Origin of the sequence: Citrobacter sp. U14242 (assembly GCF_046555775.1) — a bacterium.
In the GTDB taxonomy this organism is placed as follows: domain Bacteria; phylum Pseudomonadota; class Gammaproteobacteria; order Enterobacterales; family Enterobacteriaceae; genus Citrobacter.
Map to the genome: position 1 here is coordinate 1 of NZ_JBKGLW010000016.1, position 20,468 is coordinate 20,468.

Sequence of the window (20,468 nt, forward strand, 5' to 3'; positions counted from 1 at the left end):
ATTCGGTGGAGCGGTAGTTCAGTTGGTTAGAATACCTGCCTGTCACGCAGGGGGTCGCGGGTTCGAGTCCCGTCCGTTCCGCCACTTATTAGAAAATTAAGCCTGCTACTAAGCAGGCTTAATGATAAGAAAATTTAGGGGCGTAGCTCAGTTGGTAGAGCACCGGTCTCCAAAACCGGGTGTCGCGAGTTCGAGTCTCTCCGCCCCTGCCAGAAATAATCCTTAGCATTTTTGCTAAGGATTTTTTTTTACCTGAACATTTTGTTCGAGATCTTCCTGTTCATTGTTTCCCGGCATCCTTGCCAGTGTTTTCATTAATCTTCCAAAATATTTGTTTTCAGCAGATCGCGAATTAGCGCATGTTTGTCGCTATTTTGCAGCCAAACCGCATATAGCGGACGTGAAAGCGTCGTACTGTCGCTAACCGTGTGAAGATCGCTTTTGGTTCTGGCCCAGTTGACGGGAAGCCAACTAAACCCCTTAATTACAGAAAGTTGCTGTCTTGCCAGTTCCGCAGAACTGGTGGTAAGTACCGGCACTTCATCTCCTGCAATCAATCCCGCTTCGTGCTGCTGAAAATCCGGTCCCCATTCCAGACGCAGATAATTCAGTTCATCTTTGGTTTGCGAAGGGGCACTACAATAAAGCGCCAGCGTAAAATATCCCAACAGTTGGCTGCTAAATTCGTCCATTTTTGGGGTTTCTGTGGTAATTAGCAGATCCAGCTGTCTTTCATGGAGCTGCTTTACTAACGACTGGCGCTGAGCTATTCGCGCTTCAAACTGCAGGCTGGATTGTGGCTCCTGAGATTGGTATAAACGCCGCAACCAGTCATTGAGCATGCATTCCCAAAGGGATGCACTGGCACCGATCGAAAACTCGTTGTGCCGCGAGGTATTCGCGACTTCCTTACGTGCTGCTTGCCACGTATTCATCAGTGTTTCTGCGTAAGGCAATAATTTTTCACCCGCAGCGGTCAAACGAATATTGTTTCTGTGTCGGGTGAACAGGTTCACACCCAGTTGATTTTCCAGTTGTCTGATCCGAAAACTGACTGCCGACTGGGTCAGGTAGAGCGCTTCAGCTGCCCGACCAAAGTGGCGTGTCCGGCTAACTTCCAGGAAAGTTTTTAACAATTCCGTATCCACAACGCGCTCCATAAAATTATTTGTCGTGATGATTTAAATCTTTTGTTTGACGCTCTGTCAAGCGTAACTAATACTCCGCGCCATAAATAGCTCGGCCAAAGAATTAGGAGCGTGCAGGATGGCGGAAAGCTTTACGACGACTAATCGATATTTCGACAATAAATATTACCCCCGCGGATTCTCCCGTCATGGTGATTTCACCATTAAAGAGGCACAGCTGCTTGAGCGTCATGGCTATGCCTTCAACGAGCTGGATCTGGGCAAACGTGAGCCAGTAACTGAAGAAGAAAAATTGTTTGTTGCGGTATGCCGCGGTGAACGTGAACCGGTTACTGAAGCTGAACGTGTGTGGTCCAAGTACATGACGCGTATTAAGCGTCCGAAACGCTTCCATACTCTGTCTGGCGGGAAACCTCAGGTAGAAGGTGCAGAAGATTACACCGAATCTGATGATTGATAAAAAAAGGGCGTAAGCCCTTTTTTTATGCCTGTAATTTCTGCAGGTGAATTAATAACCGGTCTATCGCCCGATAAGCAACGGCCTCCTGTAAGTGCAGGCGGGTGATATGGTCGCACTGTTCGATATCCGCAATGGTACGTGCGACTTTTATCAGGCGTAGCCAGGCGCGGATGGACAATCCAAGACGAGCTAACGTCTCCTCAAGCCAGTGCGCATCATCTCTACGAAGCATGCAAAACTTATGTATATCCTGACTGTTCAGATACGCATTTAACTTATTTTGCCGCTGGTACTGACGTTCCCGTGCAGCCAGAACGCGTTGTTTTACCGTAGCGCTGTCTTCTCCTTTCACCGCACACTGGCTGAGTATGCCGGGGGGTGGCAAGGGGATTTCGAGGGAGAGATCAAAGCGATCAAGAAAAGGTCCTGATAGTCGATTGAGATAACGCAGCGTCTGTTCTGAACTGCAGCGGTTATGGTTCCCCTGATAATGGCCCGTTGGGCTAGGATTCATAGCAGCAATCAGTTGAAAACGCGCTGGATAGGTTATTTTAGCCCGTGTGCGGGACAAATGGATCTGTCCAGACTCAATAGGCTCACGCAGTGCATCCAGCGTGCGTCGCTCAAACTCAGGTAATTCATCCAGAAATAATATACCGTTATGCGCCAGGGAGATCTCTCCCGGTGCGGGAATAGAACCACCCCCCACCATTGCGGTTAATGAAGCACTGTGATGGGGAGAACGAAAAGGGCGTTGCTTCCACTGTTTTTGTATCGTATCGGAATTGATCAGACTGAGGATAGCTGCACTTTCCAGCGCCTCATCGTTGCTAAGTGGAGGAAGCAGTCCTCTGAGGCGACTGGCCAGCATGGTCTTGCCCGTACCCGGAGGGCCGATAAACAGGAGGTTGTGACCACCTGCGGCGGTGATCTCCAGCCCCCGTTTACCCTGTTCCTGACCGATGACATCACTGAGATCCTCTGGCGAAGGTTCAGCGGTAAAGTCTGCAGACTGTGGTTTGTCTAAATCATGCTTTCCTTCCAGGAAGGCGCATACCGCCTGCAGGTGATCGGCAATCAAGCACCCTTCACCGTGTATTAGGCCAACCTCTGCGGCATTCTCTTTAGCGACAATGATTCGCCGGCCTGCACGAATCGCTTCGGTTGCACTTGATATAGCGCCTGGAACGCCGCGTAAAGCGCCTGTAAGCGCTAATTCACCTAACAACTCATAAGTATCGAGATTATGTGTTGTAAGCTGCTCAGAGGCGACCAGAAGCGCAACGGCGATAGGTAAATCATATCGCCCCCCTTCTTTGGGAAGGTCGGCCGGAGCCAGGTTGATGGTTATCTTCCTGGCCGGAAATTCATACCCGCTATTAATAATTGCACTGCGTACCCGATCGCGAGCCTCTTTCACTGTCGTTTCAGGTAACCCCACCATGGTTAAACCAGGCAGGCCATTACTAATATGTACCTCGATGGTAATGGCTGGTGCATTCACGCCGAGGGCGGCGCGTGTGTGAACAATCGATAGTGACATAACCCCTCCTGATGGAAATATTATGTCGCAATAGATATCGGCAAGATTCTGCATAATTGATGTTTTTAGATGCTTATTCCTGTGTTTTAGTGTAATCAGGAATTGCTTGCGCCATGTCTGGAATCTTGCTCGCAAATGCGTATGAGTGTGCTGAGAGAAGGGAGCGCAGGTTGTGCTGATGCGTTGAAACGTGAAATATTTTCATTTTATCTTTTTTGTATAAAAAACAACGCTATTTATCTAAACCGTTAACGGTGTCAGAAAAATGAAAACAAAAATATCTTGTGCTATTCGCAAATTCTATGGTAACTCTTTAGGCATTCCTTCGAACAAGATGCAAGAAAATACAAAAATGACAGCCCTTCTACGAGTGATTAGCCTGGTCGTGATTAGCGTGGTGGTGATTATTATCCCACCGTGCGGGGCTGCACTTGGACGAGGAAAGGCTTAGAAAACAAGCCTTAACGAACTAAGACCCCCGCACCGAAAGGTCCGGGGGTTTTTTTTGACCTTAAAAACATACACGAGGAGCAGAAAATGAATGGCAGCATAAAATTCTGTTTCTCAAGATTTACGGCGGGGATGTAACTATGAATGGGGCTCAGTGGGTGGTACATGCGTTGCGTGCACAGGGAGTTAAAACCGTTTTCGGTTATCCTGGTGGCGCAATTATGCCGGTTTACGATGCGTTGTATGACGGCGGCGTAGAACACCTGTTGTGCCGTCATGAGCAGGGCGCGGCGATGGCGGCTATTGGCTATGCCCGTTCTACGGGTAAAACCGGTGTCTGCATCGCCACTTCCGGTCCGGGTGCTACCAATCTGATTACGGGGCTTGCTGATGCGCTGTTAGATTCCGTTCCTGTTGTGGCCATCACAGGCCAGGTTGCTGCACCATTCATCGGAACCGATGCGTTTCAGGAAGTGGACGTGCTTGGTATGTCGCTGTCGTGCACCAAACATAGCTTCCTGGTCCAGTCACTGGAGGAGTTGCCGCGCATTATGGCGGAAGCTTTCAACGTGGCGAATTCCGGCCGTCCGGGGCCTGTTCTGGTTGATATCCCGAAAGATATCCAGTTAGCCAGCGGTACGCTGGAGCCGTATTTCACGACCGTAGAAGACGCGGCCGCATTCCCTCATGCTGACGTTGAGCAGGCGCGTAACATGCTGGCGCAGGCGCAAAAACCAATCCTGTACGTTGGCGGTGGCGTGGGTATGGCGCAGGCAGTTCCTGCCCTGCGTGAATTTATCTCACTGACCCAATTACCGGTCGCTTGTACGCTGAAAGGTCTGGGCGCAGTTGACGCTGATTACCCGTATTACCTGGGAATGCTGGGGATGCACGGAACCAAGGCCGCGAATTTTGCGGTGCAGGAATGCGACTTACTGATCGCTGTAGGGGCTCGTTTTGATGACCGGGTGACTGGCAAGCTTAACACCTTCGCTCCGAACGCCAGCGTGATCCACATGGATATCGATCCGGCTGAGATGAACAAACTGCGTCAGGCGCACGTAGCGTTACAGGGCGATTTAAATACGCTGCTACCGGCATTACAACAACCGCTGAACGTTGACGCCTGGCGTCAGCACAGTGCAGAACTGCGCGCAGAGCATACCTGGCGTTACGATCATCCGGGTGAGGCCATCTATGCGCCGTTGTTGTTAAAACAGCTGTCGGACCGTAAACCTGCGGATAGCGTTGTTACAACGGATGTTGGCCAGCATCAGATGTGGTCAGCACAGCATATGACCTACTCCCGCCCGGAAAATTTCATCACCTCCAGTGGGCTGGGAACGATGGGCTTTGGTTTACCTGCCGCTGTTGGCGCACAGGTGGCTCGCCCGAATGATACGGTGATCTGTATCTCCGGTGACGGTTCCTTCATGATGAATGTACAGGAGCTGGGCACCGTAAAACGCAAGCAATTGCCGTTGAAGATCGTCTTACTCGACAACCAACGGTTAGGCATGGTTCGACAATGGCAGCAGCTGTTTTTCCAGGAACGTTATAGCGAAACCACGCTCACCGATAACCCCGATTTCCTCATGTTGGCCAGTGCCTTCGGCATCCCAGGTCAACACATCACCCGTAAAGACCAGGTTGAAGCGGCTCTCGACACTATGCTGAACAGTGAGGGGCCATACCTGCTTCATGTCTCAATCGACGAACTTGAGAATGTCTGGCCTCTGGTACCACCAGGTGCCAGCAACTCAGAAATGCTGGAGAAATTATCATGATGCAACATCAGGTCGCCGTTGAGGCTCGTTTCAATCCGGAAACGTTAGAACGTGTTTTACGCGTGGTACGCCATCGCGGTTTTCAGGTGTGCTCCATGAATATGATCGCGGCCAGCGACGCGCAGAATATAAATATCGAATTGACCGTTGCCAGCCCCCGGTCGGTCGACTTACTGTTTAGTCAGTTAAGTAAACTGGTAGATGTTGCACACGTTGCTATCTGCCAGAGCACAACCACATCACAACAAATCCGCGCCTGAGCGCAAAAGGAAGAAAAATGACGACGAAAAAAGCTGATTACATTTGGTCTAATGGCGAGATGATTCGTTGGGAAGACGCGAAGGTTCACGTGATGTCCCACGCACTGCATTACGGTACTTCGGTATTTGAAGGCATCCGTTGCTACGACTCTCACAAAGGACCAGTGGTATTCCGTCATCGCGAGCACATGCAGCGCCTGCGTGATTCAGCCAAGATCTATCGTTTTCCGGTCTCTCAGAGCGTTGATGAACTGATGGAAGCGTGCCGTGCGGTGATCCGCAAAAACAATCTGACCAGCGCCTATATCCGTCCGCTGGTTTTTGTTGGCGATGTAGGTATGGGCGTTAACCCGCCAGCGGGATACACCACTGATGTGATTATTGCTGCGTTCCCGTGGGGGGCTTACCTTGGTGCAGATGCTCTGGATCAGGGGATTGATGCCATGGTTTCTTCCTGGAACCGTGTTGCACCAAACACTATCCCTACTGCGGCTAAAGCAGGTGGTAACTATTTGTCTTCGTTACTGGTGGGTAGCGAAGCGCGTCGTCATGGTTATCAGGAAGGTATTGCGCTGGACGTGAATGGCTACATCTCCGAAGGTGCCGGTGAAAACCTGTTTGAAGTTAAAGACGGAATTCTGTTTACCCCGCCATTTACCTCTTCCGCGCTGCCAGGTATCACCCGTGACGCGATCATTAAGCTGGCGAAAGATCTCGATATCGAAGTGCGTGAGCAGGTACTTTCCCGTGAATCGCTGTATCTGGCTGACGAAGTATTCATGTCCGGTACTGCGGCGGAAATCACACCAGTACGCAGCGTCGATGGTATCCAGGTGGGCGAAGGCCGTTGCGGCCCTGTCACCAAACGCATCCAGCAGGCCTTCTTCGGCCTCTTCACCGGCGAAACGGAAGATAAATACGGCTGGTTGGATTCAGTAAACCAATAACAAAATTAATATTTCCCCAAAATAATTTACGTTGCAGGAAGACGGCAATGCAGCGAATCCTCTGGAGCTTACTTTAGTAAGTGACTGGGGTGAGCGAGGCAGCCAACGCACCTGCGGCGTGAAGTATGCAGGGGAAAGACAGACGGGAGTTAATCAAGCATGCCTAAGTATCGTTCTGCCACCACCACCCATGGCCGTAATATGGCGGGTGCCCGCGCATTGTGGCGCGCCACCGGGATGACCGATGACGACTTCGGTAAACCGATTATCGCTGTGGTGAACTCCTTTACCCAGTTCGTGCCGGGGCACGTGCATCTGCGCGATCTCGGTAAGCTGGTTGCCGAACAAATTGAAGCTTCAGGCGGCGTGGCAAAAGAGTTCAACACCATTGCTGTGGATGACGGAATTGCCATGGGCCACGGGGGCATGCTGTATTCACTGCCGTCGCGCGAGCTGATTGCCGATTCGGTCGAGTATATGGTTAATGCCCACTGTGCCGATGCGATGGTCTGCATCTCTAACTGCGACAAAATCACCCCCGGGATGTTAATGGCCTCACTGCGTCTGAACATTCCGGTGATCTTTGTTTCCGGTGGTCCGATGGAGGCCGGAAAAACCAAGCTCTCTGACCAAATCATCAAGCTCGATCTGGTTGATGCAATGATTCAGGGCGCGGACCCGAAAGTCTCTGACTCACAAAGCGAACAGGTTGAGCGTTCCGCCTGTCCGACTTGCGGCTCCTGCTCGGGGATGTTCACCGCGAACTCGATGAACTGTCTGACCGAAGCGCTGGGTCTGTCGCAGCCTGGTAATGGTTCGTTGCTGGCTACTCACGCTGACCGTAAGCAACTGTTTCTCAATGCCGGTTCGCGTATCGTTGAGCTGACCAAACGCTATTATGAGCAGGATGACGCTTCCGCTCTGCCGCGCAACATTGCCAGCAAGGCGGCGTTTGAAAATGCCATGACCCTGGATATCGCGATGGGCGGCTCCACCAACACCGTTCTGCACCTGCTGGCGGCAGCGCAGGAAGCGGAAATCGACTTCACTATGAGTGACATCGACAAGCTGTCCCGCAAAGTCCCGCAACTGTGTAAAGTGGCACCGAGTACACAGAAATACCATATGGAAGACGTGCACCGTGCGGGCGGCGTACTGGGCATTTTAGGCGAACTGGATCGCGCCGGGCTGCTGAACCGTGACGTGAAAAACGTGCTGGGTCTGACGCTGCCGCAAACGCTCGATCGGTATGACGTGATGCTGACCAAAGATGACGCGGTGAAAAAGATGTTCCGCGCAGGCCCGGCGGGTATCCGTACCACCCAGGCATTCTCGCAGGATTGCCGTTGGGATACGCTGGATGACGATCGCGCGGAAGGTTGTATCCGCTCGCTGGAACACGCCTACAGCAAAGATGGCGGCCTGGCTGTGTTGTACGGTAACTTCGCGGAAAACGGCTGCATCGTGAAAACCGCAGGTGTGGATGACAGCATCCTGAAATTCACCGGCCCGGCAAAAGTGTATGAAAGCCAGGACGATGCGGTTGAGGCTATTCTTGGCGGCAAAGTGGTTGCCGGCGACGTGGTTGTTATTCGCTACGAAGGGCCGAAAGGCGGACCAGGGATGCAGGAAATGCTTTACCCAACCACCTTCCTGAAATCGATGGGTCTCGGCAAGGCCTGTGCGCTGATAACAGATGGTCGTTTCTCTGGCGGTACTTCGGGACTCTCTATCGGTCACGTTTCACCGGAAGCGGCCAGCGGCGGTAATATCGCGATTATCGAAGATGGTGACATGATTGCGATTGATATCCCGAATCGTGGTATTCAACTGCAGTTGAGCGATGCGGAAATCGCTGCGCGTCGTGAAGCGCAGGAGGCTCGCGGTGACAAAGCCTGGACACCAAAAGATCGTCAGCGTCAGGTCTCTTTTGCCCTGCGAGCCTATGCCAGCCTGGCAACCAGCGCCGACAAAGGTGCGGTGCGCGATAAGTCGAAACTGGGGGGTTAATGATGGCAGACTCACAACCCCTGTCCGGCGCGCCGGAAGGTGCCGAATATTTAAGAGCGGTGCTGCGTGCACCGGTCTACGAAGCGGCGCAGGTCACGCCGCTACAAAAAATGGAAAAACTGTCGTCGCGTCTTGATAACGTGATTCTGGTGAAGCGCGAAGATCGCCAGCCGGTACACAGCTTCAAGCTGCGCGGCGCATACGCCATGATGGCAGGCCTGACGGAAGAACAGAAAGCGCATGGCGTGATCACCGCGTCAGCAGGAAACCATGCCCAGGGCGTCGCGTTCTCCTCCGCGCGGTTAGGCGTGAAGGCGCTGATCGTCATGCCAACCGCTACTGCTGACATCAAAGTTGATGCGGTACGCGGCTTTGGCGGCGAAGTGCTGCTTCACGGTGCGAACTTTGATGAAGCCAAAGCGAAAGCGATTGAACTGTCGCAGCAGCAGGGTTTTACCTGGGTCCCGCCGTTCGATCACCCGATGGTGATCGCCGGACAAGGTACGCTGGCGCTGGAGTTGCTGCAGCAGGATGCCCATCTTGATCGCGTTTTTGTCCCTGTCGGCGGCGGTGGTCTGGCTGCCGGTGTCGCAGTGCTGATCAAACAGCTAATGCCACAAATCAAAGTCATTGCCGTTGAAGCTGAAGATTCAGCCTGCCTGAAAGCGGCGCTGGATGCGGGTCATCCGGTTGATCTCCCGCGCGTCGGTCTTTTTGCCGAAGGCGTAGCGGTCAAACGCATTGGTGATGAAACCTTCCGTCTGTGCCAGGAGTATCTCGATGACATTATCACCGTCGATAGCGATGCTATTTGCGCGGCGATGAAAGACCTGTTTGAAGATGTGCGAGCCGTGGCTGAGCCATCGGGCGCGCTGGCGCTGGCGGGAATGAAAAAATACATCGCTCAGCACAATATTCGCGGTGAACGGCTGGCGCATGTGCTTTCTGGTGCCAACGTTAATTTCCACGGCCTGCGCTACGTTTCTGAACGCTGCGAGTTGGGGGAGCAACGTGAAGCATTGCTGGCAGTGACCATCCCGGAAGAGAAGGGCAGCTTCCTGAAATTCTGCCAATTGCTGGGTGGGCGTTCGGTTACCGAGTTTAACTACCGTTTTGCTGATGCCAAAGACGCTTGTATTTTTGTCGGCGTGCGCTTAAGCCGCGGTCTTGAAGAGCGCAAAGAAATTTTGCAGATGCTCAACGAGGGCGGCTACAGCGTGGTGGATCTCTCCGACGACGAAATGGCGAAGCTACACGTGCGCTATATGGTCGGCGGGCGTCCATCGCATCCGTTGCAGGAACGCCTCTACAGCTTCGAATTCCCGGAATCACCGGGCGCGCTGCTGCGCTTCCTCAACACGCTGGGTACGCACTGGAATATCTCTTTGTTCCACTATCGCAGTCATGGCACCGATTACGGGCGCGTACTGGCGGCGTTCGAACTCGGCGATCATGAACCGGATTTCGAAACCCGGTTGAACGAGTTGGGCTACGATTGCCACGACGAAACTAATAACCCGGCGTTCAGGTTCTTTCTGGCGGGTTAATGGTTCGGCAATATCTTCCAGAACGCCTCAATAAGCGGCTCATGCAGCCGCTTTTTTTGTGCACATACGCCCAGCTCGAATGGTGTTTTTTCGTCGCTACGTTCCAGTATCATCACGCGGTTACGTACCGGCTCCGGGCTGTTTTCCAGCACCACTTCTGGCAACAATGCTACGCCGCAGCCCAGTGCGACCATGGATACCATTGCCTCGTGACCGCCCACCGTGGCGTAAATTGACGGATTGCTGATTTTATTGCGCCGGAACCATAGCTCAATACGGCGGCGAACCGGCCCCTGGTCAGCCATGATAAAGGGGACTGTGGACCAGTCAGGTTCCTCTACGGAAATCTGATTGCGTACCGGGCAAGGCAGTGCCGGCGCTATCAATACCACAGCCAGATTCTCCAGCATCGAAAAGGCCACCGCGCCAGGCAGCGTTTCCGGCTTCCCGGCAATCGCCAGGTCAGCCTCGCCAGTGACCACTTTATCCATCGCATCGGCGGCATCGCCGGTAGTGAGTTTGATTTCCACCGACGGGTGCTCGGCGCGGAAGCGATCAAGGATCGGGGGTAAATGGCTGTAGGCGGCAGTCACCGAGCAGAAGATATGCAGTTCACCGGACAACGACGGCCCTTGCTGGTCGATGGTGTGGCGCAACTGCTGATACTGCAGCAGCGTCTGTTGGGCAAAAACGCGCAGCTCTTCGCCCGCTTCGGTGAGCGTGACCGTGCGGTTATCACGGACAAATAGCGCCTGGTTAAGATCCTCTTCCAGGCGTTGAATCTGCCGGGAAAGCGTAGAAGGACTGACGTGCATGGCCCGTGCACTTCGGCCAAAGTGGCGACTTTCCGCCAGATGCAGGAAGGTTTTTAGATCGCGTAAATCCACAGACGAGCCTCCGGGTTTCTACGTTGCATAAATTGCAATGTGATGTTGTGAATATATCAATTTCCGCAATAAATTTCCTGTCATATAGTGAATTCAATCTCGCAAACGCGAACCGAACAATATACTCGTCGTCTTTCAAGTTGCAGATGCGTTGGCTGCGTCAGCTCACCCCAGTCACTTACTTGAGTAAGCTCCTGGGGATTCGCTGCCTTGCCGCCTTCCTGCGACTCGAAATCCATAGAGTAACGACACACAACATCACGGAGTACACCATCATGGCTAACTACTTTAATACACTGAATCTGCGCCAGCAGCTGGCACAGCTGGGCAAATGCCGTTTCATGGGCCGCGAAGAATTCGCCGACGGCGCAAGCTACCTTCAGGGTAAAAAAGTGGTTATCGTCGGCTGTGGCGCGCAGGGTCTGAACCAGGGCCTGAACATGCGTGACTCCGGTCTGGATATCTCCTACGCACTGCGTAAAGAAGCGATCGCTGAGAAGCGTGCGTCCTGGCGCAAAGCGACCGAAAACGGCTTCAAAGTGGGTACCTACGAAGAGCTGATCCCACAGGCGGATCTGGTGGTTAACCTGACCCCAGACAAGCAGCACTCTGACGTTGTGCGTTCCGTACAGCCGCTGATGAAAGACGGCGCGGCGCTGGGTTACTCTCACGGCTTCAACATCGTCGAAGTGGGCGAGCAGATCCGTAAAGACATCACCGTCGTGATGGTTGCGCCGAAGTGCCCGGGTACCGAAGTGCGTGAAGAGTACAAACGTGGTTTCGGCGTACCAACACTGATCGCGGTTCACCCGGAGAACGATCCGAAAGGCGAGGGCATGGCCATCGCTAAAGCCTGGGCAGCGGCGACCGGCGGTCACCGTGCGGGCGTTCTGGAATCGTCCTTTGTTGCAGAAGTGAAATCTGATCTGATGGGCGAGCAGACTATCCTGTGCGGTATGCTGCAGGCGGGCTCTCTGCTGTGCTTCGACAAGCTGGTGGAAGAAGGTACCGACCCGGCTTATGCAGAAAAACTGATTCAGTTCGGTTGGGAAACCATCACCGAAGCGCTGAAACAGGGTGGGATCACTCTGATGATGGACAGACTGTCTAACCCGGCAAAACTGCGTGCTTATGCGCTGTCTGAACAGCTGAAAGCGATCATGGCGCCGCTGTTCCAGAAACATATGGATGACATCATCTCCGGCGAATTCTCCTCCGGCATGATGGCTGACTGGGCCAACGACGATAAGAAACTGCTGACCTGGCGTGAAGAGACCGGTAAAACCGCGTTTGAAACCGCACCGCAGTTTGAAGGTAAAATTGGCGAGCAGGAGTACTTCGATAAAGGCGTTCTGATGATTGCGATGGTGAAAGCGGGCGTTGAGCTGGCGTTCGAAACCATGGTTGATTCCGGCATCATCGAAGAGTCTGCTTACTACGAATCACTGCACGAGCTGCCGCTGATTGCGAACACTATCGCTCGTAAACGTCTGTACGAAATGAACGTGGTTATCTCCGATACCGCCGAGTACGGTAACTACCTGTTCTCTTACGCTTGTGTGCCGCTGCTGAAATCGTTCATGACTGAAATTCAGCCGGGCGATCTGGGTAAAGCGATTGCCGAAGGCGCGGTTGATAACGCACAGCTGCGTGATGTGAATGAAGCGATTCGTGGTCATGCGATTGAGAAAGTCGGCCAGAAACTGCGCGGCTATATGACAGACATGAAACGTATTGCGGTTGCTGGCTAAGCTGCTACATGCGGTGCCGGATGGCGGCGTAAACGCCTTATCCGGCCTACAAAAATAAGCCCGGTGTTCAAACGCACCGGGCTTTTTGTTAGTTACGGTACAGCACTTTGATGATGTGGTAGCCGAACTGAGTGTGCAGCGGGCCAGTTGGCTCCAGCACCGGGCAAGAGAAGACCACTTTGTCGAATGCAGGAACCATCTGACCCTGACGGAATTCACCTAAGTCACCGCCACGTTTGCCTGATGGGCAGATTGAGTGTTTCTTCGCCAGCTTGCCAAAGTCGGCACCGTTTTTAATTTGTTCCAGAAGATCCAAAGCCAGTTTCTCTTCTTTAACAAGGATATGCACTGCTGCTGCTGTTTTTGCCATGATCGTGCCTTGAGTGGGGTGGTTGAGGCTGGCTATACTACCATGCTCTAAATTTCCCCTCCTGACTTTCATTGAGTGATCTTTATGCGTTTGAATCCCGGACAACAACAAGCCGTCGAATTCGTCACCGGACCTTGCCTGGTGCTGGCGGGGGCGGGTTCCGGTAAGACGCGCGTTATCACCAATAAAATTGCGCACCTGATTCGCGTTTGTGGCTATCAGGCGCGGCATATCGCGGCGGTAACTTTTACCAATAAGGCCGCGCGTGAAATGAAAGAGCGTGTAGCGCAGACGCTCGGTCGTAAAGAGGCTCGTGGATTGATGATCTCCACCTTCCACACTCTGGGGCTGGATATCATCAAGCGTGAATTTGCGGCGTTGGGGATGAAGTCGAACTTCTCGCTGTTTGACGATACCGATCAGGTCGCCTTGCTTAAGGAACTGACTGAAGGGTTAATTGAGGACGATAAACTAATCCTCCAACAGCTGATCTCAACGATCTCCAACTGGAAAAACGATCTGATGACCCCGGTGCAGGCAGCGGCCAGTGCTAAAGGCGAACGCGATCGTATTTTCGCGCACTGCTATGGTCTGTACGACGCGCATATGAAGGCGTGTAACGTTCTCGACTTTGACGATCTGATCTTACTCCCGACGCTTCTGCTTCAACGTAATGAAGAGGTACGTGAGCGCTGGCAAAACAAGATTCGCTACTTGCTGGTGGATGAATATCAGGATACCAACACCAGCCAGTACGAACTGGTGAAGCTGTTGGTGGGTAGCCGCGCGCGTTTTACCGTGGTGGGCGATGACGATCAGTCGATCTATTCCTGGCGCGGTGCGCGTCCGCAAAACCTGGTGCTGCTGAGCAAAGATTTTCCGGCATTACAGGTGGTTAAGCTGGAGCAGAACTACCGTTCTTCCGGACGTATCCTGAAGGCGGCGAACATTCTCATTGCTAACAATCCGCACGTATTTGAAAAGCGGTTGTTCTCTGAGCTGGGCTACGGACCTGAGTTGAAAGTACTGAGTGCCAACAACGAAGAGCATGAAGCGGAGCGCGTGACCGGGGAGTTGATTGCTCATCACTTTGTGAATAAGACGCAGTATAAGGACTATGCGATCCTGTATCGGGGCAACCACCAGTCACGGGTGTTCGAAAAATTCCTGATGCAGAACCGTATCCCGTACAAAATTTCCGGGGGGACATCGTTTTTCTCGCGTCCGGAAATCAAAGATCTGCTCGCCTACCTGCGCGTGCTGAGCAACCCGGATGACGACAGCGCGTTTCTGCGTATTGTTAATACACCGAAGCGTGAGATCGGCCCGGCGACACTGCAAAAGTTGGGTGAGTGGGCCATAACGCGTAATAAAAGCCTGTTTACCGCCAGTTTTGATATGGGGCTTAGCCAGACGCTGACCGGCCGCGGTTATGATTCTCTAACCCGCTTTACGCACTGGCTGGGGGAAATCCAGCGCCTCGCGGAGCGTGAACCGATTGCCGCTGTGCGTGACCTGATCCATGGCATTGATTACGAATCCTGGCTGTATGAGACTTCGCCCAGCCCAAAAGCGGCGGAAATGCGTATGAAGAACGTCAACACGCTGTTCAGTTGGATGACGGAGATGCTGGAAGGCAGCGATCTGGAAGAGCCGATGACCCTGACTCAGGTTGTTACCCGTTTTACCCTGCGCGACATGATGGAGCGTGGAGAAAACGAAGAAGAGTTGGATCAGGTGCAGCTGATGACGCTACATGCTTCAAAAGGGCTGGAGTTTCCCTATGTGTTTATGGTGGGAATGGAAGAGGGCTTTTTACCCCATCAGAGCAGCATTGATGAAGACAACATTGATGAAGAGCGTCGTCTGGCCTACGTCGGCATTACCCGTGCACAGAAAGAGCTTATCTTCACGTTGTGCAAAGAGCGCCGTCAGTACGGGGAGCTGGTTCGCCCGGAGCCGAGCCGCTTCCTGCTGGAACTGCCACAAGATGACGTAATCTGGGAACAGGAGCGTAAAGTGGTGAGCGCTGAGGAGCGGATGCAAAAGGGGCAAGCCAGCATCGCGAATATTCGGGCTATGATGGCCAAAGCAAAAGCGAAGTAAGTTTGAGTTGGCCGGATGCGTGAAATGTCATCCGGCAATCAAATGCTAATGAACGTCCAGTGGCCAGTGAACATAGCTTTGCCACTGGCTTTCTTGATCGATGAGCTCTTTACCCAGTGGGTGATGCGCCAGCCATCCAGCAGGTAGCGTTACCGTAAGGTGTTCATCTCTTGCATCCAAATGAACTTCCGGCACTAAATCGTCACGGCGACGGCTTGCGAAGATGATCGCAAGCCGTAACAAGCGACAAAGATGCTCAGCGATACGCGGGGGTACGGCGTTTTGCTGGTGGAGCGAAGAGAGATCGACTGGGTTGGTCTGATTTAATAACAGCGTGGCTAACAGTTTTTTTTGCGCGGGGGTAAATCCCGGGAGATCGAGATTGCGCACCAGCCAGGCGGCATGCAGCGGTGCCTGCTTATACTCCACACTCAAGCCTATTTCATGCAACTGACAGGCACTTTGTAGCAGTTCGCGGCTTATCGCATCAAGATGCCACTTTTTTTCTACCTGATCGAGGAATTTAGTTGCTAGATTGGCAACCCGATGGGCTTGCTCGGTATCGACCATAAATCGACGCTGAATATTACGCAACGTGCGGCTACGAATATCTTGATCCACCGGCAAGTGCAGCATGCCATAGACCAGACCTTCGCGTAATGCGCCGCCAGCGAGGGTCATGCACTGAATGTTCAGTTCGGTGAAAATAGCGATCAGAATGGCCAGTCCGCTGGGGAACACCAATGCTCGTTCCAGCGTTAGGCCCTCTATTTCCAGCTCTTCCAGGCGTCCACAATGAATGGCGCGCTGTTTTAACTGCTGGAGTTTTGCCAGCGTAATACGCTCATCCATTCCCTGCGCCATCATGATTTCCTGTAGCGCCTGTACGGTCCCAGAGGCACCAACGCAGACTTTCCAGCCATGAAAACGCAGCTTATCTGCGACAGGGCGCAGGACTTCACGCGCCGCCTTCTCTGCTTCGTCAAAATTTTCCTGTGCCAGATTACGATCGGTGAAGTACCGTTCGAGCCAGGTAACGCAGCCCATTGACAGGCTAAACAAGGAGGTGGTTTGTGCGCCGGAGCCGGTGACCAGTTCAGTACTGGCGCCGCCAATATCAACGACCAGGCGCTGATCGGCTCCGCCGGTAGTATGGGCGACACCCTGATAAATCAGTCGGGCTTCTTCTTCACCGCTAATCACCTGGACAGGGCAGCCGAGGATCTCTTGTGCTTTAGCGATAAACGCGTTGGCATTAACGGCAATACGTAGTGTCGCGGTGGCGACTACGCGGATTTGCGGTTGTGGGATATCCTGCAGTCGTTCTGCAAACAGGCGCAGACATTGCCAGCCGCGTTCCATGGCTTCAGTGGAGAGTACGTTGTCGTTGTTCAGGCCGGCAGCCAGACGCACCTTGCGTTTGATACGCGTGAGCGTCTGGATGCTTCCCGCCACCTCGCGTACAACCAGCATATGAAAACTATTAGAGCCGAGATCAATTGCTGCATACAGCGAAGTCGAATTCATACACTTCATCCTTCAACCTGTATCTGTGTTGGCTGCGTTCTCTCACCCGAATCACTTACTAAAGTAAGCTCATCGGGATTCGTTTTCTTGCCGCCTTGATACAGGCTGAATGATTTTGTGTATGGCATAACTTTTCTTAACCTGAACGACGACGATTACGTGGGGCACCGCCGGTACGACGCGGGCCATTGCCTGGGCGTGGGCGTGTCAGGCGCAGCGGCTTCGGCAGGTCAGTCATCAGCGCGTCCGGGTTGTACTTGCTGACCGGAATCGAGTGACCAATGTAGGTCTCAATTGCGGGTAAATTCAGCGCGTACTCTTCACAAGCCAGGCTAATAGAATGACCACTTGCGCCCGCACGGCCTGTACGACCAATACGGTGGACGTAATCTTCACAGTCATCCGGCAGGTCATAGTTAAACACGTGCGTTACGGCTGGGATGTGCAGGCCGCGCGCCGCGACATCGGTCGCAACGAGAATATCGAGATCGCCACGGGTGAACTCATCAAGGATACGCAGGCGTTTTTTCTGCGCCACGTCACCGGTAAGCAGGCCTACGCGATGTCCGTCAGCAGCAAGACTGCCCCAGATCTCTTCACAGCGATGTTTGGTGTTAGCAAAAACAATGGCGCGATCTGGCCACTCTTCTTCAATCAGCGTTTGCAGCAAACGCATTTTCTCTTCGTTTGAAGGATAGAAGAGTTCTTCTTTAATGCGGTGGCCCGTCTTCTGTTCCGGTTCAACTTCAACGTACTCGGCGTTGTTCATCTGTTCAAACGCCAGTTCACGAACGCGGTAAGAGAGGGTTGCGGAAAACAGCATGTTCAGGCGTTGAGTGGTTGGCGGCATACGGCGGAACAGCCAACGAATATCTTTAATAAAGCCAAGATCATACATACGATCGGCTTCATCCAGTACCACGACCTGAATCGCGCCCAGGTTGATATGGTTCTGCTTTGCGTAGTCAATGAGACGACCGGTAGTGCCGATAAGAATATCGACGCCGCTTTCGAGCACTTTCAGTTGTTTGTCATAGCCATCACCGCCATAAGCCAGGCCTAATTTCAGACCGGTGGTCTGTGCCAGTGGCTCAGCGTCGGCGTGGATCTGCACGGCTAACTCACGCGTTGGCGCCATAATTAACGCACGCGGTTGGTTCACCTTGCGATCGGCAATCGCGGGATGAGAGAGAAGATAATGAAACGTTGACGTCAGGAACGCCATCGTTTTTCCGGTACCGGTTTGCGCCTGCCCTGCAACATCACGGCCTGCCAGCGTTAGCGGCAGCGCGAGGGCCTGAATGGGCGTGCAGTTATGAAACCCTTTATTTTCAAGGGCTTCTATCACCTTTGGGTGCAGGGCGAAGTCGGAAAACTTCTGTTCTGTTAAATGTGTTTTGCTCATAGTGTGGTAGAATATCAGCTTACTATTGCTTTACGAAAGCGTATCCGGTGAAATAAAGTCAACCTTTAGTTGGTTAATACTGTACACAATTCATTCATGATGCGTCGAGATGGCAAGTGAATGGGTCCCAGAAGCGTACTGAGTACGCGACCAGGACACAGCGCACAGCCAACAAAAAGGCGGCTTGAAGGATGATGTGTAAACACCAACACACCAGGCTTATTCCTGTGGAGTTATTATGAGCGATAAAATTATTCACCTGACTGACGACAGTTTTGACACGGATGTACTCAAAGCGGACGGAGCGATCCTCGTTGATTTCTGGGCAGAGTGGTGCGGTCCGTGCAAAATGATCGCTCCGATTCTGGATGAAATCGCTGACGAATATCAGGGCAAATTGACGGTTGCTAAACTGAACATTGACCAAAACCCAGGCACCGCGCCGAAGTATGGTATTCGTGGCATCCCGACCCTTCTGCTGTTTAAAAACGGTGAAGTTGCGGCGACTAAAGTTGGCGCACTGTCCAAAGGCCAGTTGAAAGAGTTCCTCGACGCTAACTTAGCGTAAGGAAGTATCATGATCGGGCGGCCATACTTCGAAATGATTCGGATGACTGGACGCCCGACTTGAGTCGTGCTAAGTTAGTGTTGACTTCGTATTAAACATACCTTATTAAGTTTGAATCTAGCTTTATCCAATACTTCCCGTTGTTTCTCGTGCGAGAAGTAGACAGATTCAGGGCCTTGTCACTCAATCCGTCTTGTCGTTTCAGTTCTGCGTACTTTCCTGTGACCAGACAGCGAACAGACATGAGTCGATGGCCGTAAACAGGCATGGATGACCCTGCCATACCATTCACAACATTAAGTTCGAGATTTACCCCAAGTTTAAGAACTCACACCATTATGAATCTTACCGAATTAAAGAATACGCCGGTTTCTGAGCTGATCACTCTCGGCGAAAATATGGGCCTTGAAAACCTGGCTCGTATGCGCAAGCAGGACATTATTTTTGCCATCCTGAAGCAGCACGCAAAGAGTGGCGAAGATATCTTTGGTGACGGTGTGCTGGAGATATTGCAGGATGGATTTGGTTTCCTCCGCTCTGCAGACAGCTCCTACCTCGCCGGTCCTGATGACATCTACGTTTCCCCAAGCCAAATCCGCCGTTTCAACCTCCGCACTGGTGATACCATTTCTGGTAAGATTCGCCCGCCGAAAGAAGGTGAACGCTATTTTGCGCTGTTGAAAGTTAACGAAGTTAACTACGACAAACCGGAAAACGCCCGTAACAAAATCCTCTTCGAAAACTTAACGCCGCTGCACGCAAACTCCCGTCTGCGTATGGAGCGTGGTAATGGTTCTACCGAGGACTTAACGGCGCGCGTACTGGATCTGGCATCGCCGATCGGTCGTGGTCAACGTGGTCTGATTGTAGCACCGCCGAAAGCGGGTAAAACCATGCTGCTGCAGAACATTGCGCAGAGCATTGCCTACAACCACCCGGACTGTGTGCTGATGGTTCTGCTGATTGACGAACGTCCGGAAGAAGTGACCGAGATGCAGCGTCTGGTTAAAGGTGAAGTTGTGGCTTCTACCTTTGACGAACCCGCATCTCGCCACGTTCAGGTTGCGGAAATGGTCATCGAGAAGGCGAAACGTCTGGTTGAACATAAGAAAGACGTTATCATCCTGCTCGACTCCATCACGCGTCTGGCGCGTGCTTACAACACCGTGGTTCCGGCTTCCGGTAAAGTACTGACCGGCGGTGTGGACGCTAACGCCCTGCATCGTCCGAAGCGCTTCTTCGGTGCGGCGCGTAACGTGGAAGAGGGCGGCAGCCTGACCATCATTGCGACTGCGCTAATCGATACCGGCTCTAAAATGGATGAAGTTATCTACGAAGAGTTTAAAGGTACCGGCAACATGGAACTGCATCTCTCTCGTAAGATTGCTGAAAAACGCGTCTTCCCGGCTATCGACTACAATCGTTCCGGTACCCGTAAAGAAGAGCTGCTTACTACCCAGGAAGAGCTGCAGAAAATGTGGATCCTGCGCAAAATCATCCATCCGATGGGTGAAATTGATGCGATGGAGTTCCTCATTAATAAGCTGGCGATGACTAAGACCAATGATGACTTCTTCGATATGATGAAGCGCTCATAATTCAGACATCATCCGAAAACGCCACGTTTTTACGTGGCGTTTTGCTTTTATAGCTGTAATCTTAACGACACAATAACAATAATACGGTATGACATACCGCCAGG

General features: G+C 52.5%; 18 protein-coding genes, 2 tRNA genes and 1 pseudogene. 15 read left to right on the forward strand and 6 right to left on the reverse strand.

Translation table 11 applies throughout. The features are described from left to right. Positions 1-7: 7 nt before the first annotated feature. Together ACLJXE_RS21745 and ACLJXE_RS21750 are read left to right on the forward strand one after the other, a co-directional pair. Positions 8-84: transfer RNA gene (locus ACLJXE_RS21745), tRNA-Asp, on the forward strand. Between the two features lie 52 nt (positions 85-136). Next, positions 137-212 (forward strand) — tRNA-Trp (locus ACLJXE_RS21750). A gap of 102 nt (positions 213-314) precedes the next feature. Here ACLJXE_RS21750 and hdfR read toward each other — a convergent pair. Continuing rightward, on the reverse strand, positions 315-1,160 hold the full coding sequence (gene hdfR, locus ACLJXE_RS21755) for an HTH-type transcriptional regulator HdfR (protein WP_286629790.1): 846 nt from the start codon (positions 1,158-1,160) through the stop codon (positions 315-317). A gap of 106 nt (positions 1,161-1,266) precedes the next feature. Between hdfR and maoP the strand changes: the two genes are divergently transcribed. Then, positions 1,267-1,605 carry a macrodomain Ori organization protein MaoP gene (gene maoP, locus ACLJXE_RS21760; protein WP_003018025.1) on the forward strand — a complete coding sequence of 113 codons (339 nt, stop codon included), beginning with the start codon at positions 1,267-1,269 and terminating at the stop codon, positions 1,603-1,605. A gap of 25 nt (positions 1,606-1,630) precedes the next feature. On the opposite strand, the gene ACLJXE_RS21765 is transcribed toward maoP, so the two are convergent. After that, positions 1,631-3,151: a YifB family Mg chelatase-like AAA ATPase gene (locus ACLJXE_RS21765; RefSeq protein WP_410752001.1), complete on the reverse strand. Its 1,521-nt coding sequence runs from the start codon at positions 3,149-3,151 to the stop codon at positions 1,631-1,633. Positions 3,152-3,503: 352 nt separating this feature from the next. Between ACLJXE_RS21765 and ilvL the strand changes: the two genes are divergently transcribed. From ilvL to ilvA, 6 genes are all read left to right on the forward strand, one after another. Continuing rightward, entirely contained in the window at positions 3,504-3,602 is a 99-nt protein-coding gene (gene ilvL, locus ACLJXE_RS21770; RefSeq protein ID WP_001311244.1) for an ilv operon leader peptide, read from the forward strand. 139 nt (positions 3,603-3,741) lie between these two features. After that, complete coding sequence (gene ilvG, locus ACLJXE_RS21775) at positions 3,742-5,388, forward strand: acetolactate synthase 2 catalytic subunit (protein WP_410752002.1); 1,647 nt, start codon at positions 3,742-3,744, stop codon at positions 5,386-5,388. Beyond that, the gene (ilvM, locus tag ACLJXE_RS21780; protein WP_410752003.1) at positions 5,385-5,648 is read left to right on the forward strand and encodes an acetolactate synthase 2 small subunit; all 264 of its coding nucleotides are present in this window, start codon (positions 5,385-5,387) and stop codon (positions 5,646-5,648) included. Before ilvG ends, ilvM begins: the two co-directional genes overlap by 4 nt. A gap of 17 nt (positions 5,649-5,665) precedes the next feature. Then, a complete protein-coding gene (locus tag ACLJXE_RS21785; RefSeq protein WP_137383192.1) occupies positions 5,666-6,595 on the forward strand; it encodes a branched-chain amino acid transaminase in 930 nt (309 codons plus the stop codon). Between the two features lie 159 nt (positions 6,596-6,754). After that, on the forward strand, positions 6,755-8,605 hold the full coding sequence (ilvD, locus tag ACLJXE_RS21790) for a dihydroxy-acid dehydratase (protein ID WP_271440990.1): 1,851 nt from the start codon (positions 6,755-6,757) through the stop codon (positions 8,603-8,605). A 2-nt stretch (positions 8,606-8,607) separates the two neighbouring features. After that, a complete protein-coding gene (gene ilvA, locus ACLJXE_RS21795; protein WP_410752036.1) occupies positions 8,608-10,152 on the forward strand; it encodes a threonine ammonia-lyase, biosynthetic in 1,545 nt (514 codons plus the stop codon). On the opposite strand, the gene ilvY is transcribed toward ilvA, so the two are convergent. Continuing rightward, positions 10,149-11,039, reverse strand: a complete 891-nt coding sequence (gene ilvY, locus ACLJXE_RS21800) for an HTH-type transcriptional activator IlvY (protein WP_410752004.1) — start codon at positions 11,037-11,039, stop codon at positions 10,149-10,151. The two genes, ilvA and ilvY, sit on opposite strands and share 4 nt — an antisense overlap. On the opposite strand from ilvY, the pseudogene ACLJXE_RS21805 reads away from it, so the two are divergent. Both ACLJXE_RS21805 and ilvC read left to right on the forward strand, forming a co-directional pair. Further along, positions 10,973-11,170 (forward strand): annotated as a pseudogene (locus tag ACLJXE_RS21805) (ketol-acid reductoisomerase); the annotation flags it as partial. The gene ilvY and the pseudogene ACLJXE_RS21805 sit on opposite strands and share 67 nt — an antisense overlap. Before the next feature lie 144 nt (positions 11,171-11,314). Continuing rightward, entirely contained in the window at positions 11,315-12,790 is a 1,476-nt protein-coding gene (gene ilvC / locus ACLJXE_RS21810; protein ID WP_286629786.1) for a ketol-acid reductoisomerase, read from the forward strand. Positions 12,791-12,878: 88 nt separating this feature from the next. Here the strand turns inward: ilvC and ppiC are convergent, their stop codons facing one another. Then, entirely contained in the window at positions 12,879-13,160 is a 282-nt protein-coding gene (gene ppiC / locus ACLJXE_RS21815) for a peptidylprolyl isomerase PpiC (protein WP_003017999.1), read from the reverse strand. Positions 13,161-13,244: 84 nt separating this feature from the next. Here ppiC and rep point away from each other — a divergent pair, with 84 nt between their 5' ends. Beyond that, entirely contained in the window at positions 13,245-15,266 is a 2,022-nt protein-coding gene (gene rep / locus ACLJXE_RS21820; RefSeq protein WP_286629785.1) for a DNA helicase Rep, read from the forward strand. A gap of 45 nt (positions 15,267-15,311) precedes the next feature. Here the strand turns inward: rep and gppA are convergent, their stop codons facing one another. Then, on the reverse strand, positions 15,312-16,793 hold the full coding sequence (gene gppA, locus ACLJXE_RS21825) for a guanosine-5'-triphosphate,3'-diphosphate diphosphatase (protein WP_410752005.1): 1,482 nt from the start codon (positions 16,791-16,793) through the stop codon (positions 15,312-15,314). 136 nt (positions 16,794-16,929) lie between these two features. After that, positions 16,930-18,198 carry an ATP-dependent RNA helicase RhlB gene (rhlB, locus tag ACLJXE_RS21830; protein WP_137383183.1) on the reverse strand — a complete coding sequence of 423 codons (1,269 nt, stop codon included), beginning with the start codon at positions 18,196-18,198 and terminating at the stop codon, positions 16,930-16,932. Between the two features lie 238 nt (positions 18,199-18,436). Here rhlB and trxA point away from each other — a divergent pair, with 238 nt between their 5' ends. From trxA to rho, 3 genes are all read left to right on the forward strand, one after another. After that, positions 18,437-18,766: a thioredoxin TrxA gene (gene trxA / locus ACLJXE_RS21835; RefSeq protein ID WP_001280776.1), complete on the forward strand. Its 330-nt coding sequence runs from the start codon at positions 18,437-18,439 to the stop codon at positions 18,764-18,766. Between the two features lie 176 nt (positions 18,767-18,942). After that, positions 18,943-19,026, forward strand: a complete 84-nt coding sequence (locus ACLJXE_RS21840) for a rho operon leader peptide (RefSeq protein WP_101743114.1) — start codon at positions 18,943-18,945, stop codon at positions 19,024-19,026. A 78-nt stretch (positions 19,027-19,104) separates the two neighbouring features. Further along, positions 19,105-20,364, forward strand: coding sequence for a transcription termination factor Rho (rho, locus tag ACLJXE_RS21845; protein ID WP_002437993.1), 1,260 nt, complete (start codon positions 19,105-19,107; stop codon positions 20,362-20,364). The last annotated feature ends 104 nt before the right edge of the window (positions 20,365-20,468 follow it).